This is a genomic window from Actinomadura keratinilytica, assembly GCF_039539665.1.
In the GTDB taxonomy this organism is placed as follows: domain Bacteria; phylum Actinomycetota; class Actinomycetes; order Streptosporangiales; family Streptosporangiaceae; genus Spirillospora; species Spirillospora keratinilytica.
Map to the genome: position 1 here is coordinate 1 of NZ_BAABDO010000142.1, position 15759 is coordinate 15759.

Here is a 15759-nt window from a genome sequence, read left to right on the forward strand (position 1 = left end):
CGCACGTCCTCGGCGGCGGGCTCGGGGCGGGCCGCGGGCGTCGCCCCGCGCCCGGCGGCGCCGTGCGCCTCCACCGCGACGACCGCGCCGGTGCCGAGGTCGACCACCGGCTGGAACACGGCGCGCGCCGGAATCAGGACATCTCGGGCGGACACAGCGGCATCATGCCGCTCCCACCGGGCCGGGAACCACAGGTGTCAGGAGGAGTTCACGCACTGTTCGTCCGGATCGGCGACACGGCCGGGCCGTTCACGCTGAAGGATCAAGACGGCCCGGCGTCCGGCTCACAGGGAGCGGCCGCCGAACGTGGCCGACAGCGCGTAGGTCACCCCGGCCAGCGCCGCCAGCCAGGCGTACGGCGCGATGTCGGCGCCGCGCAGCCCCTGCACGATCACCGCGGCGACGATGGCGCCGGTGAGCACGTCCCCGGTCAGCGCCGCCGCGCGGGCGTGGGCGCGGGCCCGGTGCCCGGTCCCGAACCCCTCGGTGCCCGGCAGCGCGGGCTCGTAGCGCCGGTACCCCAGCAGCAGGGCGTAGCCGGCCAGCACCCCCAGGGCGACGAGCCCGGTGCCGGCCCGGCCGTCGGCGGCGAGCAGCACCGCGACCACCACTCCGGCGGCCAGGGCCAGTCCGGGTACGGCCCAGCGGCTGAGGCGACGGCGTTCGGGCGCGATCCACATGCCGGCCATCTTCCCGGATCGGCGCACCGATGAGCAGGGCAACGCGCCGGGGCGCGGGCGGACGCGGTCGCGCGGGCGCCGCCGCGGGGCGGTGCGCCCCGGTATGCGCCCCGGTATGTTCTGGACCGTGGCGCGATTCCGACTGAACGGCTCGAAGATGCTGGCCGTCGAGCTGGCCGGGGACACGATCAGGGCGCTCAACGGGTCCATGGTCGCCTACGACGGCCAGATGACGTTCAAACGCCAGGGCATCTCCGGCGGCGAGGGGCTGCGCGGCGCGCTCAAGCGCCGGATCGCCGGGGAGAGCATGACGCTCATGGAGATCACCGGCCAGGGCACCGTGTACCTGGCCAGCGAGGCCACCGAGGTCACCCTCGTGCCGCTGAACGGCGAGACCCTCTTCGTGGAGTCCGAGAGCCTGCTGGCGCTCGACGGGCGGCTGCAGACCGGCGTGCAGTTCGTCGGGCTGCGCGGCATGGGCACCGGGCAGGGCCTGGCCACCACCAAGGTGGAGGGGCACGGCACCGTGGCGATCCTGTCCGACGGGCCCGCCATCGCCCTGGAGGTCACCCCGCAGACGCCGCTGAGCGTCGACCCGCACGCCTACGTGGCCCACTCCGGGCGGCTGCGGCAGGACGTCGTCACCGACGTCAACTGGCGCACCGTGCTCGGCCAGGGCTCGGGGGAGAGCGTGCAGTTCCGGTACCAGGGGCACGGCGTGGTCTACGTCCAGCCGGCCGAGCGCGGCGGAATTCTGGAGATCTGAGCATGCCCGGATATCAGTCGATCACCTCCAAGATGGTGCGCGTGCCGATCGGGCCCGGCCAGGAGGTCTACAGCAGGCGCGGCGCCATGCTCGCCTACACCGGGCGGGTGCACTTCGCCCCGTCCACCACCGCGGGGCAGGGCATCGCGGGCACCCTCGGCCGCGCCGTCGCCGGCGAGCGCACCGAGATGATGCACGTCACCGGGCAGGGCAGCGTGATGTTCGGCAGGGCCGGGCTGGACGTCACCGTCGTCGAGCTGTCCGGCGGCGACACCCTGTACGTCGAGGCCGACCGGCTGCTGGTGCACGACGCGAGCCTGCGGGTCGGCACCGTGTTCCTCGGCGAGCAGGGCGGCATCGGCGGGGTGATCCGCGGCGCCGTCAGCGGCCAGGGCCTGTTCACCACCACCCTCACCGGCGACGGCTCGTGCGCGCTGCTGACGCACGGCGGCGTCATGGAGATGCCGGTGACGCCGCAGCGGCCGGTGCACGTCGACCCCCAGGCGTACGTGGCGCACCGCGGCCGCCTGCAGAACAGGCTGACCACGGCGGTCGGCCTGCGCGACCTGATCGGCCGCGGGTCCGGCGAGGCCTTCCAGCTGCAGCTCGTCGGCGACGGCGTCGTCTACGTGCAGCCGAGCGAGAGGAAGATCTGACTACCGTGACGCCCCCCACCTCCCCGACCGTGTACAACGCGGCCACGCTGCCCGCCAACGACAACGTCACCGCCTACGCCTTCTGCGTGGACCTCGACGGCCAGTGGTTCGCGCAGAAGGGCAAGATGATCGCCTACTACGGCGACATCCGCTTCGAGTCGCTGTCGTCCGGACCGCTGGACGCGCTGGTCGCCGCCAACTTCCACTCCCCGCTGTACTCCCAGGACTGGATCGTCGCGCAGGGCCGCGGCAAGCTGCTGCTGGCCGACCGCGGCTTCGACGTCAACTCCTACGACCTGGACGACGGCAACCTGACCATCCGGGCCGGGAACCTGCTGGCGTTCGAGCCGGGCCTGGAGCTCAAGCAGTCGATCATCCCGGGGTTCCTGACGCTGATCGGCACCGGCCGCTTCGTGGCCGCCTCCAACGGCCCGGTGCACTTCGTCGAGCCGCCGATCCGGGTGGACCCGCAGGCGCTGCTGGGCTGGGCCGACTGCCCCTCGCCCGCGCACCACTACGACCACTCCTACATGCGGGGCGTGATCGGCGCGGCGCGGTCGGTGTTCGGCATCGGCGGCACCTCGGGCGAGGAGCACCAGTTCGACTTCACCGGCAAGGGCACCGTGCTGATGCAGTCGTCAGAGGTGGTCGCCGACGAGGACACGCTGCTGCGCGACCTGGAGGGCCAGATCAGCGTGCTCGGGGTGTCCGGCCTGCAGCGCCTGCACCACACGATCGGCCGGCGCCTGGCCGCCGAACGGCAGGACTGACCGCCGGCCGGCGGCGCCTCACACCGAGTCCGGCACCCGGTCCGGCGGCCGGACGAGGCGGAACTCGGCGCCGAACGGGTCCCTGACGTGCGCCATCCGGCCGTACGGGGAGTTCCACGGCTCGCCGTCGAGCGCCCCGCCCGACGCCTGCACGGCGCGCACCGCCGAGTCGACGTCCTCGACCTCGAAGTAGCTCAGCCAGGTCGAGGACGCGGCGTCCGGATCGCCGTGGATGCCGCCGACCTCGTGGCCGTCGGGGCGGCGCAGCAGCGTGTAGTCCGCCTCGCCCGCGATCGGCTCGGTGGTGTGGTCGAACAGGTTCCGGTAGAACTCGCGGGCCTCGTCGGCGTCGCCGGTCACCAGCTCGTTCCACACCAGCGCGCCGGGCTCGTTCACCAGCCGCGCGCCGACGTGCGCGCGGCCCTGCCACAGGCCGAGCGGGGCGCCCACCGCGTCGGTGACGATCGCCATCCGGCCGAGGTCCATGACGTCCATCGGCTCGTGGACCACCTCGCCGCCCGCGTCGGCGGCCCGCTCGGCCGCGCCGTCGCAGTCGCCGGTGGCGAAATACACCGTCCACCGGCGCGCGGCGCCGCCCTCGCCGGGGGAGCGCATGACGCCCGCGACCGGCTCGCCGCGCAGCAGGCACAGCCGGTAGCCGCCCGCCTCGGGGCCCTGGTCCTGGAACCGCCAGCCCAGGACGCCGCCGTAGAACCGCCCGGCCGCCTCCGGGTCCGGGACGTCCAGCTCCAGCCAGGTGGGCGTGCCCTCGGGCTGGGTGGTGGTGACGTGGCTCATCGCGCTCCCCCCTCGTGCGCTCGTCCCCACGCCGCATCGCCCGTCCCTCCCATCCTGACATTCCGGGTCCGCGGGGCCCGCACGGGCGGCGGGCGAGCGCCGGAAACCGGTTGCGTACGTCTCGTACACTGATCAGATGGTCTCGCTCCCGAGCTGACAGGACCCCGGGCGCGTCATGGTCGCGGACCGTGACGCGCCTTGTGCTGCCGCCCGTCCGTCGAACCTCTCCGTCAGGGAGCCCTGTCTACCGTGATCACTGCCAACGACATCGAGCTGCGCGCCGGATCCCGGCTGCTGATCGAGGGCGCCACGTTCCGCGTCAACCCGGGCGACCGGGTGGGCCTGGTGGGCCGCAACGGCGCCGGCAAGACCACCCTCACCCGCGTGCTGGCCGGGGAGGCGCTGCCCGCGGCGGGCAGTGTCACCCGCTCGGGCACCCTCGGCTACCTGCCGCAGGACCCGCGCGAGGTCGATCTGGAGGAGACCGCCCGCGACCGGATCCTGTCGGCGCGCGGCCTGGACCAGGTGCTGCGCGACCTGCGGGCGGCCGAGGAGGCGATGGCCACCGCCGCCGACGGCGACCGCGACCGCGCGGTGCGCCGCTACGGGCGGCTGGAGGAGCGGCTGCACGTGCTGGGCGGGTACGCGGCCGAGGCCGAGGCCGCGTCCATCGCCTCCAGCCTGGGCCTGCCCGACCGGGTGATGGGCCAGCCCCTGGGCACCCTGTCGGGCGGCCAGCGGCGCCGCGTCGAGCTGGCCCGCATCCTGTTCTCCGGCGCCGACACGCTGCTGCTGGACGAGCCCACCAACCACCTGGACGCCGACTCGATCCTGTGGCTGCGCGACTTCCTGCGCTCCCACCAGGGCGGCCTGGTGGTCATCAGCCACGACGTCGGCCTGCTGGACGCGGTGGTCAACCGGGTGTTCCACCTGGACGCCAACCGCTGCGTCATCGACGTCTACAACGTCGGCTGGAAGGCCTACCAGACCCAGCGCGAGACCGACGAGCGGCGGCGCAGGCGCGAGAGCGCCAACGCCCAGCGGCAGGCGGCGGCGCTGCTGGCGCAGGCCGACAAGATGCGCGCCAAGGCCACCAAGGCCAAGGCGGCCCAGCAGATGGACCGCCGGGCCCGGCAGCTGCTGGCCGGGGTGGAGGGCGAGCGGCGGGCCGACAAGGTCGCCCGAATGCGCTTCCCGGATCCGGCGCCGTGCGGCCGCACCCCCCTCACCGCGGAGGGTTTGTCGAAATCGTACGGATCTTTGGAGATTTTCTCCGACGTGAGCCTGGCCGTGGACCGGGGCAGCCGGGTCGTGGTCCTGGGCCTGAACGGGGCGGGCAAGACGACGCTGCTGCGCCTGCTGGCCGGGGTCGACAAGCCCGACTCCGGCACCGTCGTCGCCGGGCACGGGCTGCGCATCGGGTACTACGCCCAGGAGCACGAGACCCTGGACGTCGAGCGGACCGTGCTGGAGAACATGCAGTCGGCAGCGCCCGGGCTGGCGCCCGTGGAGGTCCGCAAGATCCTCGGCTCCTTCCTGTTCTCCGGCGACGACGTCGACAAGCCCGCCGGGGTGCTGTCGGGCGGGGAGAAGACCCGGCTCGCACTGGCCATGCTGGTGGTCTCCAGCGCCAACGTGCTGCTGCTGGACGAGCCCACCAACAACCTCGACCCGGCCAGCCGCGAGGAGATCCTCAACGCCCTGCGCACCTACACCGGGGCCATCGTCCTGGTCACCCACGACGAGGGCGCCGTGGAGGCGCTGCGACCGGACCGGGTGATTTTGCTGCCGGATGGTGTCGAGGACATCTGGAGTGACGAGTTTGCCGATCTGGTGGCACTTGCGTGACCTGCAGGGCAGCTTCTGCAGATCTTTTCTGGCGGAGTGGGTAGCCGAACGCGCGGGAATGACTGATCATGGCGGGGGATAACGCAGCGGTCACCACATCACTACGGGAGGTACTCGTGGCCGAGACCCTTAAGAAGGGCACCCGCGTGACCGGTGCCGAGCGCGACAAGCTGGCGGCCGAACTCAAGAAGAGGTACGACTCCGGCGAGAGCATCCGCGCCCTGGCAGCCGCCACCGGTCGTTCGTACGGTTTCATCCACCGGATTCTCACCGAGTCCGGCGTCAACCTGCGGGGGCGCGGCGGCGCCACCCGCGGCAAGAAGTCCTGACCGGACGCTAGACCCCCGGAGGAGCGCACCGCCCGACCCGCCCCCGCAGCCGACCGAGTATCGTTCGGTTTCGCGGCGGCGGGTCGGTTCGTGTCCGGCACCCGCACCGGGAGCCGGGATTCGCCCCGCCGCGCCAGGGCAGTCGCAGCGGAAGGGGAGCGCCACATGTCGGACGCCAAGGTGCGGGAGCCGCGGCCGGAACCGGCCACACCGCCGGACGAGGCGGAACTGGCCGAGGCGGGGCTGCTGCTGGAGATCGACGGCGCGGTCGCCACCGTCACGCTGAACCGCCCCGAGCGCCGCAACGCGATGACCTTCGCCACCTGGCGGGGCCTGGCCCGGATCGGCCGGTCGCTGCCGCCGCGGGTGCGGGTCGTGGTGCTGCGCGGCGCGGGCCCGTCCTTCTCGGCCGGCATCGACCTGGCCATGTTCTCCGGCGGCGGGCAGCCCGACGGCTCCGACGCCGAGGCCGCCGACCGGTTCATCGCCGAGCTGCAGGAGGGCTACCTGTGGCTGCGCCGCCCCGAGATCGTGACGATCGCGGCCGTGCACGGCCACGCCATCGGCGGCGGCTTCCAGCTCGCGCTCGCCTGCGACCTGCGGGTGGCCGCCGACGACGCGGTGTTCTGCATGAAGGAGCCCGCGCTCGGCCTGGTCCCCGACCTGACCGGCACCAAGCCGCTGGTGGAGATCGTCGGGCTGCCGCGCGCCCTGGAGCTGTGCCTGACGGCGCGCAACGTGCCCGCCGAGGAGGCCGCCCGCCTGGGCATCGCCGAGATCGTCACCCCGCGCGACCGGCTGGACGAGGCGGTGCGCGGGCTCGTCGACTCGCTGCTGGCGGTGAACCCCGGCGCCGCCGCGGCCACCAAGCGGCTGCTGCAGCAGGCGCCCGGCAACACCCTCGAGGAGCAGTGCGCCGCCGAGCGCCGCGAGCAGATCGGCCGCCTGCGCGAGGTGTTCGGCGCCGGGCGGTCCGCCACGTGACCGCCCCGCCGCGCCGACGGGCCGTCAGGGGAGCCGCGCCCTCCTGACGGCCCGTCGTTCGCGCGGGCGAAGGGCTGTCAGGAAGGCGCCCTATCCGAGGCCCTCCAGCGATCCGCCCGGCGCCATCGGGAACAGCAGGCTGCTGCTGCCCGGCCGCAGCGTCAGCCGCGTGCCCGCCGGGTAGCGCAGCGTGAAGTCGTAGTCGGTGGACAGCACCACCACGCCGATGCGGTGGCCCGGCTTGAACACGTAGTCGGTGGGCTCCAGGTCCCAGGCGAAGGTGTACTCCCGGCCCGGTGCGATCGGCTCGGTGCGGCCCGCGCCGTGCCGGTTGCGGACGTCCAGCCACCCCCTCGTGACGATCTTGAAGGGGGCGGTCTCGGTGCGCAGCGCCAGCCGCGTGGTGCAGCCGTCGTCGCCCGGGACGCCCTCGCCGAAGCAGACGCGTTCGCCGGTGTCGACCCGGGCGCCGGTGGGACGGGTGTCGGTGCCGTAGTCCACCAGCAGCGCCGTCAGGTACGGCGACCGCTCGCCGGGGTCCGCGCCGGCCGACCCGCCGTCGAACGACGCCCGCACCGACATCCGGGGGATGCCGTTGACGCGGACCGCCTCCGTCAGCTCCGCAGTCAGGTAGACCAGCCGGTTGGGGTCGGCCCGGTCCTCGCCGGCCAGCAGCTCCTCGGCCGTGCGGGTGCGGCCCGCGTCCACCATCGACTGCGGCGCGCCCGGACGCGGACGCGGCGACAGGACGCCCGGCTGCCCCTGCGCGCCGGCGTTCAGGCTCAGCGGCACGGTGCGGGTGCCCGGGACGGGCCAGTCGCGCGCCGTCTCCCACCGGCCGGGGGCGCGCTCGATGTCGACGCGCGGCTCGGCGGTGATGCCGTTCCGGATGCCGTACAGCCACCGGTCGAACCAGTGGTGCGTCTGGCGCAGCCACTCCTCCACCCGCCAGCGGAAGGGGGTGGCGTGGTCGCCCTGGTGCAGCCACAGCTTGCGCGGCACCCCCGCCTCCTTGAGGGCGTTCCACCACTGCACGGAGTTCTTGACCTTGACGTTCCAGTCGTTCAGACCGTGCACGACCATCACGGCGGCCTTGACGTTGCGGGCGTCGCGGACGTAGTCGCGCTCCGCCCACACCCTGCCGTAGTCGCCGGTCTCGCGGTCCTGGGCGGCGGTCAGCTCGTCGATGACCTTCGCGCACACCTCCGGGTTGGCGCGGGTGAGCACCACCTTGGCCAGCACGTCCAGGTCCTCGCCCTGGTAGCCGCCGGGCGCCACGACGCCGCCGTTGGCGCGGTAGTAGTCGTACCAGCTGGAGATCGCGGCGATCGGCACGATCGCCTTGAGCCCGGTGACGCCGCCGGCCGCCGCCATGTTGGGCAGCGTGCCGTTGTACGACTGGCCGATCATGCCGACGCTGCCGGTGGACCAGGTGGCCTTCACCGGGGTGCCGTCCGGGGCCCAGCCGCGGGCCCGGCCGTTCAGCCAGTCCACGGCGGCCTTGGTCCCGGCCTGCTCGGCGCGGTCCCCGGAGGTGGGGCACCCGGTGGAACCGCCGGTGCCGATGCTGTCGAGGTTGGCCACCGCGTAGCCGCGCGGCAGGAAGTAGTTGTCGTAGTACCCGGGGAAGATCTCGGCCAGGTTCCGCTGGACCGCGGCGCGGGACCGGGCCTGCGCCCCGCCGATGTCCACCGGGTGCATCGGCACGTCGTCGTGGACGCCCGCCCAGTACGGGCTGGGCTCCAGGATGGTCGGGACCCGCAGGCCCCGGTCGGTCTCCTTCGGGCGCATGATCCGCAGCCGGACGCGGTCGCGCACGCCGTCGCGGTCGCTGTCGACCTCGGTCTCGATGTCGACGGTCTGGGTGACGGCGTCGGCGCGGGAGAACACCGGCTGGGTCTCCCCGTCCACCACCTTGATCGTCGGGACGGAGGGGCGGGCGGCCGCCCCGGCGGGCGGCGCGGTCGCGGCGGCCAGCGCGGCGGCGAGGGCGAGGGCGCCGGCGGCTCGCCCGGCGGGGCCGGGCAGCGGACGTCGGGTCACGTGGGCTCCAAGGGGGGTGCGAGCCGGAAGACGTTGATCAGCACATCTACTATCCGGGGGCGGGGTACGTCCACGACAAGGCCGGATATGGCGGGCGCCGCGCGGTTGTGCGAATGTGCCGGTGCCGTCGTGTTACGCCCAGAGCTGACCCGGGAAGCGCGGGTGCCGGCGGTGTGTTGTGCTGATCACTTGATTACGGGTTTCTCGATCACGAGTCGCCCGATCGCGTATCGGACCGTGGACGCGGCCGCCGGGGTGCAGCGGCCGCGCCGGACCCTCGGAGGTCGCTGTGGGGATGCCGGGAATGCCGGGCAACGGCTGGCAGGTGATGGCGTCGTTCCGGCGGGACGCGTCGGTCACCCGGCAGCGGCTCAAGCCCGGCACCGTGCGGCGTATCGCCGGCTACGCCCGGCCCTACGTCCGCGAGCTGGTGCTGTTCCTGATGCTCAACGCGCTCACCGCGGGCATCGTGGTGGCCAACCCGCTGCTGCTCAAGTCGATCATCGACCGGGGCATCGTGCAGGCCGACCACGCCGTGGTGGTGTGGCTGGCGGTCGCGGTGGCCGGGCTGGCGCTGCTGGAGGCCGTGCTCGGCCTGGCCCAGCGGTGGTATTCGGCGCGCATCGGCGAGGGCCTCATCTACGACCTGCGCACCCAGGTGTTCGGGCACGTCCAGCGGCAGCCGGTCGCGTTCTTCATGCGGGCGCAGACCGGGTCGCTGGTCAGCCGGCTCAACAACGACGTCATCGGCGCCCAGCGCGCCCTGACCACCACGCTGTCGTCGGTGGTGTCCAACGTGATCAGCCTGATCCTGGTGCTGGTCACCATGTTCGTGCTGTCCTGGCAGGTCACCCTGATCGCGCTGCTGCTGCTGCCGATCTTCATCCTGCCCGCCAAGTGGGTGGGCAAGCGGCTGCAGCGGGTCAGCCGCGAGCAGATGCAGCTGGACGCCGAGATGAGCTCGCTGATGACCGAGCGGTTCAACGTGGCCGGCGCGATGCTGGCCAAGCTGTACGGGCGCCCGGCCGAGGAGGAGGAGAACTTCTCCCAGCGCGCCGCCCGGGTCCGCGACATCGGCGTCGTGGCCGCCATGTACGGGCGGGTGTTCTTCACCGCGCTGACCCTGGTGGCGGCGCTGGCCACGGCCATGGTGTACGGCGTCGGCGGCGTCCTGGTCGTCGACGGCAGATTCCAGCTCGGCACCCTGGTCGCCCTGGCCACCCTGCTGACCCGCATGTACGGGCCGCTGACCGCGCTGTCCAACGTGCACGTGGACGTGATGACCGCGCTGGTCAGCTTCGACCGCGTGTTCGAGGTGCTGGACCTCAAGCCGCTGATCGCCGACCGCGCGGACGCCCGTCCCCTCACCCTCTCCGCCGCCGGCGCCGGCCCGCTGGTGAAGGCCGGCGAGAGCGGCGACGACCGGAAGGCGGAGCAGGGCTCCGGGAACGGGCGCGCCGCACCGGCGGCCACCGCCAGGGTCCGGGCGGTCGAGGGGGAGCGCGCCGCCCCGTCGATCGAGTTCGACCACGTGTCGTTCTCCTACCCGTCGGCCGCCGAGGTGTCGCTGGCGTCGCTGGAGTCGATCGCCCGCACCGACAACGCGCCCGGCCGCGAGGTGCTGCGGGACGTGACGTTCACCGTCCCGCCGGGGCGGATGTACGCGCTGGTCGGCCCGTCCGGGGCGGGCAAGTCCACGATCACGCACCTGGTGTCGCGGCTGTACGACGTGTCCGGCGGCGCGGTGCGCATCGGCGGCCACGACGTGCGGGACGTGACGCTGGAGTCGCTGCGCGCCCAGATCGGCGTGGTCAGCCAGGACGCCCACCTGTTCCACGACACGATCGGCGCGAACATGCGCTACGCCCGCCCGGACGCCACCGACGAGGAGATCCTGGCCGCGCTGGACGCCGCCGCCATCGGCGACCTGGTCGCCGCGATGCCCGAGGGCCTGGACACGGTGGTCGGCGACCGCGGCTACCGCCTGTCGGGCGGCGAGAAGCAGCGCCTGGCGATCGCCCGGCTGCTGCTGAAGTCGCCGTCGGTGGTGGTGCTGGACGAGGCCACCGCGCACCTGGACTCCGAGTCCGAGGCGGCCGTCCAGCGGGCGCTGTCCACCGCGCTGGCCGGGCGCACCTCCCTGGTGATCGCGCACCGGCTGTCCACGGTCCGGGAGGCCGACCAGATCCTGGTGATCGACGGGGGCCGGGTCGCCGAGCGGGGCCGCCACGAGGAGCTGCTGCTGCGCGGCGGCCTGTACGCCGAGCTGTACCGCACCCAGTTCGCCCGCCAGGCCGACCCGGCCGAGCCGACCCGGGAGGCCGAGCGCGCCGCCGCGGACTGACGGGACCGGGCCGGCCCGGCGCCGCTGACCCGCCGTCCCCGGCCGCGGACGGCGAAGCGCACGGGCACTCAGCCCGCGGCGGCGGTCCCGTAGCCGAGGCGTCCCAGCTCGGTGCCCGCCACCCGTTCGACCTGCGTGAGCTGACGGGGCGTGAGCCGCTCCCGCCAGACGCCCACCCGCCGGTCGTCCGGGGCGGACGCGCCCCGGCGCACCAGCCCGGTCAGCACGCCCGTGGAGATCGAGGCGCCCAGGTACTCCGACACGGCCTCGGCGATCCGGCGGGGCCGCCGCACCAGGTCCTCGAACCGCACCGTCAGCAGCTGCTCCTCGGGCGTCTGCGCCCGCAGGCGGGCGCTGAGCCGCACCGACCCGCGCCAGCGCAGCGCGCACTTGACGGCCGGGGCGGCGCGCGGCCAGCGGGCCCGGTCGGCCGCGTCCTCCACGCCCAGGAACGGGTTGGGGAACACCTCGTCCAGATTGGCCAGGCCCGGCTTGAACCAGGCCAGGCAGCGCTCGTCGGCGAGCATGTCGGCCACCACGTCCCGCCCGTCCCGGATGACCTGCAGCAGCTGGGCGTCGGGGAAGGCGTCCAGCAGGACGTCCGCGCTGTAGATCAGGTCGGGGGAGGCGTCGGCGAACCGGTCGACGTCGCGCGGCGCCACGCACGGCCCGTCGTCCGCAGCGGGGCCGCCGCCCGCCGCCGGCGGCAGCCCCGCCGCCTCGCGGCACATGTCCGGGCACTGCGCGCAGGCGCGCGCGGAGATCTGCCACGCCTCGGCGTAGGCGTCGCGCAGGACGCGGGCGGCGCCGCGGCCCCGGCCGGTGGCGATCGACGGCCGCCGCGCGAACGCGTAGGTGACCCGCAGCACCCCGGGGCGCCCCATGGTCAGGTGGAATCCGGCGGACCGCTTCACGGCGCGGGCGAGCAGGTCCGCGCCGGAGTGGGGCGAGCCCAGGATGAACACGGGACGGCGGACCTTGGTGCCGTTGACCACGAGGATGTGCGCCGTGGACCTCATACGAGTGTTCAGTTTCTCACCTCGCCGGGACGGGAGCCGACAGGCCGACGCGCTCACAGGGATAATAGGAGCAGAAGCATGCTTTCCCGGCCTAGCCTTGGAGGAATGAACGCTCCGACCACCCTGCGGGAATGGCTCCCCACGGCGCAGACGATCACCGTGCTGTCCGGCGCGGGCATCAGCACCGACAGCGGGATCCCCGATTTCCGCGGCCCGCAGGGCGTGTGGACCAAGAACCCCGAGGCCGCGGCGCAGGCCACGATCGGCGCCTATCTGGCCGACCCCGAGGTGCGGCGGCGGGCCTGGCGGTCGCGGCGCGACCATCCGGCCTGGCACGCCGAGCCCAACGCCGCGCACGAGGCCCTGGTGCGGCTGGAGCGGGCGGGCCGGCTGCGCGCCATCGTCACCCAGAACATCGACGGCCTGCACCAGCGGGCCGGGTCGGCGCCCGACCGGGTGATCGAGATCCACGGCACCATGCGCGAGGCCGAGTGCCTGGCGTGCGGGCTGCGCACGCCCATGCCGCAGGTGCTGGCCCGGGTGGAGGCGGGCGAGGACGACCCGCCGTGCCTCGACTGCGGCGGCATCCAGAAGTCGGCCACGATCTCCTTCGGGCAGGCCCTGGACCCCGACGTGCTGGCCGCGGCGGTCGACGCGGCCCGCGGCTGCGACCTGTTCCTGGCGGTCGGGACGTCGCTGACCGTGCAGCCCGCCGCGGGCCTGTGCCTGGAGGCGGTCGAGCACGGCGCCCGCCTCGTGATCATCAACGCCGAGCCCACCCCCTACGACCCGGTGGCCGACGCGGTGCTGCGCCGCCCCGTCGGCGACACGCTGCCCCGGCTGGTCGATCTGGCGGTCGGGGCGGCCCGGTGACCCCTGCGGCCTGCGGCGCGTCACGCGGTGCACCGAATCCCCGACGATTCGCGACCGGGCGGCCCTTCCGTTGCCGACCTTCTCCTGACAAGCTCTATCCGTCGCGGTGCGAGGAGGGACGAGGTTGAAGAGCGGGGGCACCCGCGAGGGGGCCGCACCGGAGGACGAAGGGCCCCGCAGGTTCGCCGGGCTGCGCCCCGGCGACCGGGTGGCCGTGGTGGCGCCGAGCGGGCCGGTCGATTCCGCCCGGCTGGAGGCGGGCTGCGGTGTGCTGCGCGATCTCGGGCTGGAGGTGGTCCTGGGCGGGCATGTCCTGGACCGCGCCAACCTCGCCGGCGCCGCCGCCCGCGACGGATGGCACCGCCTGGCGGGCACCGACGCCGACCGCGCCGCCGACCTGCAGGCCGCCTGGTGCGACCCGGACGTCCGCGCGGTGCTGTGCGCCCGCGGCGGCTACGGCGCCACCCGCCTGCTCGACCTGCTCGACTGGGACGCGCTCGCCGCCGCGTCGGCCACCGACCGCGGCCCCAAGCTGCTGCACGGCTCCAGCGACATCACCGCCCTGCACGTGGCGTTCGGCGCGCGGCTGGGGGTCAGCACCTCGTTCGGCCCCATGGTGGCCGGGCTGGTCGCCGACCTCGCGGGCCCGCTCGACGCCGACCGGGAGCGCACGCTGGCGCACCTGCGGTCGGCCCTGTTCGCCGATCCGGCCGGCACGACGGTCACCGGCAGTCACGCGCTGAGCCCCGGGCGTGCCCAAGGCGTGCTGACGGGCGGTACGCTGGCTCTGCTCACCGCGCTGATCGGCACCTCCCACGCCCCGCCGCCGGCGGCCGGTCGCATCGTCCTGCTGGAGGACGTGTGCGAGGCGCCCTACCGCGTCGACCGGATGCTCACGCAGCTGCTCCAGGCCGGGTGGTTCGACGGTGCGGCGGGCGTGGTGCTGGGCTCGTGGACCGACTGCGGCGACCCGGCCGAGCTCGACGCGGTGTTCACCGACCGGCTGGGCCCCCTGGGCGTCCCGGTGCTGGCCGGGGTGCCCGCCGGGCACGGGCCGTGCCAGGTCACCCTGGAGCTCGGCGCCCCCGTACGGCTGGACGCCGCGGCGCTGACCCTGAGCGTCCCGGCCGGACGCCGCGCAAGTGACAGCCGACCCCTCCCGGGAGGAGTGCGATGAGCGGCCGGCATGCCCGTCCCGGCGCGTGGGACGACGGTCGCCGGGACGGCCGGTGGGACCACGGCGCCCTGGACTCGCTGCTGGTGCTGGTGGCCGAGAGCCTCGGCTACCGCTGCCGCCGCGTCCCCGGGGACGTCATGCTGCTGGAGGGCCGCAACCGGCTGCACGTCAGCATGCGCAACCTGCGGCAGCTGGCCCGGCTGGTGCCGCGCGACGACTGGCCCGCGCTGGTGTCCGACCACGTCACCACGATCGTCACCGCCGTCGAGGAGCCGCTGGACCTCAGCGACTTCGACCTGGCCCAGCACCTGCTGCGCACCCGCATCTACCCGGCCGAGGCCGACAACGGGGTGCTGGCCTCGCGCCCGTTCGCGCCGGGGCTGATCGAGGTGGTGGTCGTCGACACCCCCACCACGGTCCGCACCGTCACCACCGACGAGATGCACGGCTGGCCGGTGTCGGGGGACGCGCTGTTCATGCTCGGCCGCTCCAACGTGCGCGCCGACGGGCCGCTGCAGGTCGACGAGGACGAGCTGCGCGGCGTGCGGGTGTCGGTGCTGCACGGCTGGACGTTCTACGCCGCCACCCACCTGGCGTGGCTGGAGGAGTACCTGCCGATCGGCCCGTACGGCGCGCTGGTGGTGGCGCCCAACCGCAGCCAGATCGTCGCGCACCCGCTGCTGCCCTGGGCCGGCTGCCCGCGCGCCCGCTACCGGGCCGCCGTCAACGCGGCCCGCGAGCTGCAGGCGCACGCCCGCCGCGCCTACGAGGAGGGCCCCGGCTCGCTCAGCCCGCACCTGTACTGGTGGCGGATGGGCGAGCTGACGCTGCTGGACGTCCGCTACCACGGCGACGCGGTGGTGCTGCCCGAGGAGTTCACCTCGGTGCTGACCAAGCTGGCCGCCGAGTCGTGAGCCGCGCCCCCGCGGCTATCGTGGCCGTGTGATCAGCGCGGAGGACGCCCGGGCCATCGTCGCCGAGATCACCCGCCGGCTGGGCCGCAACGTCAACATCATGGACCGGCACGGCGTGATCATCGCCAGCGGCGACCCGGCCCGCGTCGGCGAGGTGCACGAGGGCGCCCGGCGGGTGCTGGAGACCGGTGAGCCGTTCGCGGTGACCGGTGCGCAGGCCCGGCGGCTCGGCGGCACCCGGGCCGGGGTGAACCTGCCGATCCGCCCCGCGCGGGAGGGCGGCCCCGGCGGCCCGGCGGTCGCCGGGGTGGTCGGGGTGTCCGGCGAGCCCCGCGAGGTCGGCGAGCTGGCCGCCGCGGTGGTGCTGATGACGGAGCTGATGATCACGCAGCGGGCGCTGCGCGAGGAGGCCGGCTGGCGGCGGCGCGTCCGCGAGCAGATCCTCGCCGACCTGCTGGCCGGGCGGCCGACGGCGGCGGAGTGGCGGCGCCGGCTGCGCCTGGTGGACGCCCGCCCCGGCCCGCCGTCGCGGGTGTTCGCGCTGCGCGCCGCCGACCT

General features: G+C 74.3%; 15 protein-coding genes. 11 read left to right on the top strand and 4 right to left on the bottom strand.

Going from position 1 to position 15759, the window contains the following annotated elements; genetic code table 11:
* Window positions 1-284: 284 nt before the first annotated feature.
* On the bottom strand, window positions 285-680 hold the full coding sequence (locus ABD879_RS28850; protein WP_345024832.1) for an ABC transporter permease: 396 nt from the start codon (window positions 678-680) through the stop codon (window positions 285-287).
* A 127-nt stretch (window positions 681-807) separates the two neighbouring features.
* On the opposite strand from ABD879_RS28850, the gene ABD879_RS28855 reads away from it, so the two are divergent.
* The 3 genes from ABD879_RS28855 to ABD879_RS28865 are packed head-to-tail and all read left to right on the top strand — an operon-like array spanning window position 808 to window position 2872.
* On the top strand, window positions 808-1446 hold the full coding sequence (locus ABD879_RS28855; protein WP_345024834.1) for an AIM24 family protein: 639 nt from the start codon (window positions 808-810) through the stop codon (window positions 1444-1446).
* 2 nt (window positions 1447-1448) lie between these two features.
* Window positions 1449-2102 carry an AIM24 family protein gene (locus tag ABD879_RS28860; RefSeq protein ID WP_345024835.1) on the top strand — a complete coding sequence of 218 codons (654 nt, stop codon included), beginning with the start codon at window positions 1449-1451 and terminating at the stop codon, window positions 2100-2102.
* Window positions 2103-2107: 5 nt separating this feature from the next.
* The gene (locus ABD879_RS28865; protein ID WP_345024836.1) at window positions 2108-2872 is read left to right on the top strand and encodes an AIM24 family protein; all 765 of its coding nucleotides are present in this window, start codon (window positions 2108-2110) and stop codon (window positions 2870-2872) included.
* 18 nt (window positions 2873-2890) lie between these two features.
* Here the strand turns inward: ABD879_RS28865 and ABD879_RS28870 are convergent, their stop codons facing one another.
* Window positions 2891-3670 carry a VOC family protein gene (locus ABD879_RS28870; protein ID WP_345024837.1) on the bottom strand — a complete coding sequence of 260 codons (780 nt, stop codon included), beginning with the start codon at window positions 3668-3670 and terminating at the stop codon, window positions 2891-2893.
* A 249-nt stretch (window positions 3671-3919) separates the two neighbouring features.
* Between ABD879_RS28870 and ABD879_RS28875 the strand changes: the two genes are divergently transcribed.
* The 3 genes from ABD879_RS28875 to ABD879_RS28885 all read left to right on the top strand — a co-directional run bounded on the left by ABD879_RS28875 (window position 3920) and on the right by ABD879_RS28885 (window position 6831).
* Complete coding sequence (locus ABD879_RS28875; RefSeq protein ID WP_345024838.1) at window positions 3920-5518, top strand: ABC-F family ATP-binding cassette domain-containing protein; 1599 nt, start codon at window positions 3920-3922, stop codon at window positions 5516-5518.
* A gap of 116 nt (window positions 5519-5634) precedes the next feature.
* Window positions 5635-5847, top strand: coding sequence for a helix-turn-helix domain-containing protein (locus tag ABD879_RS28880; RefSeq protein WP_012852589.1), 213 nt, complete (start codon window positions 5635-5637; stop codon window positions 5845-5847).
* Window positions 5848-6012: 165 nt separating this feature from the next.
* Window positions 6013-6831 (top strand): enoyl-CoA hydratase/isomerase family protein, encoded by an 819-nt coding sequence (locus ABD879_RS28885; protein WP_345024840.1) that lies wholly within the window; start codon window positions 6013-6015, stop codon window positions 6829-6831.
* A 90-nt stretch (window positions 6832-6921) separates the two neighbouring features.
* Here the strand turns inward: ABD879_RS28885 and ABD879_RS28890 are convergent, their stop codons facing one another.
* A complete protein-coding gene (locus ABD879_RS28890) occupies window positions 6922-8874 on the bottom strand; it encodes a Xaa-Pro dipeptidyl-peptidase (RefSeq protein WP_345024841.1) in 1953 nt (650 codons plus the stop codon).
* A 295-nt stretch (window positions 8875-9169) separates the two neighbouring features.
* Between ABD879_RS28890 and ABD879_RS28895 the strand changes: the two genes are divergently transcribed.
* Window positions 9170-11218, top strand: coding sequence for an ABC transporter ATP-binding protein (locus ABD879_RS28895; RefSeq protein WP_378272743.1), 2049 nt, complete (start codon window positions 9170-9172; stop codon window positions 11216-11218).
* Window positions 11219-11286: 68 nt separating this feature from the next.
* Here ABD879_RS28895 and ABD879_RS28900 read toward each other — a convergent pair whose 3' ends face one another.
* A complete protein-coding gene (locus tag ABD879_RS28900) occupies window positions 11287-12237 on the bottom strand; it encodes a sulfotransferase (protein WP_345024842.1) in 951 nt (316 codons plus the stop codon).
* Between the two features lie 105 nt (window positions 12238-12342).
* Between ABD879_RS28900 and ABD879_RS28905 the strand changes: the two genes are divergently transcribed.
* The 4 genes from ABD879_RS28905 to ABD879_RS28920 all read left to right on the top strand — a co-directional run.
* Window positions 12343-13110 carry an SIR2 family NAD-dependent protein deacylase gene (locus ABD879_RS28905; RefSeq protein ID WP_345024843.1) on the top strand — a complete coding sequence of 256 codons (768 nt, stop codon included), beginning with the start codon at window positions 12343-12345 and terminating at the stop codon, window positions 13108-13110.
* Between the two features lie 124 nt (window positions 13111-13234).
* On the top strand, window positions 13235-14287 hold the full coding sequence (locus ABD879_RS28910) for a S66 peptidase family protein (RefSeq protein WP_345024844.1): 1053 nt from the start codon (window positions 13235-13237) through the stop codon (window positions 14285-14287).
* Window positions 14284-15201 (top strand): hypothetical protein, encoded by a 918-nt coding sequence (locus tag ABD879_RS28915; RefSeq protein ID WP_345024845.1) that lies wholly within the window; start codon window positions 14284-14286, stop codon window positions 15199-15201. The genes ABD879_RS28910 and ABD879_RS28915 overlap by 4 nt, the downstream gene beginning before the upstream one ends.
* Window positions 15202-15229: 28 nt before the next feature.
* Window positions 15230-15759, top strand: a 530-nt coding sequence (locus ABD879_RS28920) for a sugar diacid recognition domain-containing protein (RefSeq protein WP_345024846.1), incomplete at its 3' end; no start/stop codon positions are given.

What these genes read in the sequence shown, in the direction of transcription:
- ABD879_RS28850 (WP_345024832.1), bottom strand. Translation starts at nt 680, where the DNA reads ATGTGGATCGCGCCCGAACGCCGTCGCCTCAGCCGCTGGGCCGTACCC.
- ABD879_RS28860 (WP_345024835.1), top strand. Translation starts at nt 1,449, where the DNA reads ATGCCCGGATATCAGTCGATCACCTCCAAGATGGTGCGCGTGCCGATC.
- ABD879_RS28870 (WP_345024837.1), bottom strand. Translation starts at nt 3,670, where the DNA reads ATGAGCCACGTCACCACCACCCAGCCCGAGGGCACGCCCACCTGGCTG.
- ABD879_RS28885 (WP_345024840.1), top strand. Translation starts at nt 6,013, where the DNA reads ATGTCGGACGCCAAGGTGCGGGAGCCGCGGCCGGAACCGGCCACACCG.
- ABD879_RS28895 (WP_378272743.1), top strand. Translation starts at nt 9,170, where the DNA reads ATGCCGGGAATGCCGGGCAACGGCTGGCAGGTGATGGCGTCGTTCCGG.
- ABD879_RS28900 (WP_345024842.1), bottom strand. Translation starts at nt 12,237, where the DNA reads ATGAGGTCCACGGCGCACATCCTCGTGGTCAACGGCACCAAGGTCCGC.
- ABD879_RS28905 (WP_345024843.1), top strand. Translation starts at nt 12,343, where the DNA reads ATGAACGCTCCGACCACCCTGCGGGAATGGCTCCCCACGGCGCAGACG.
- ABD879_RS28915 (WP_345024845.1), top strand. Translation starts at nt 14,284, where the DNA reads ATGAGCGGCCGGCATGCCCGTCCCGGCGCGTGGGACGACGGTCGCCGG.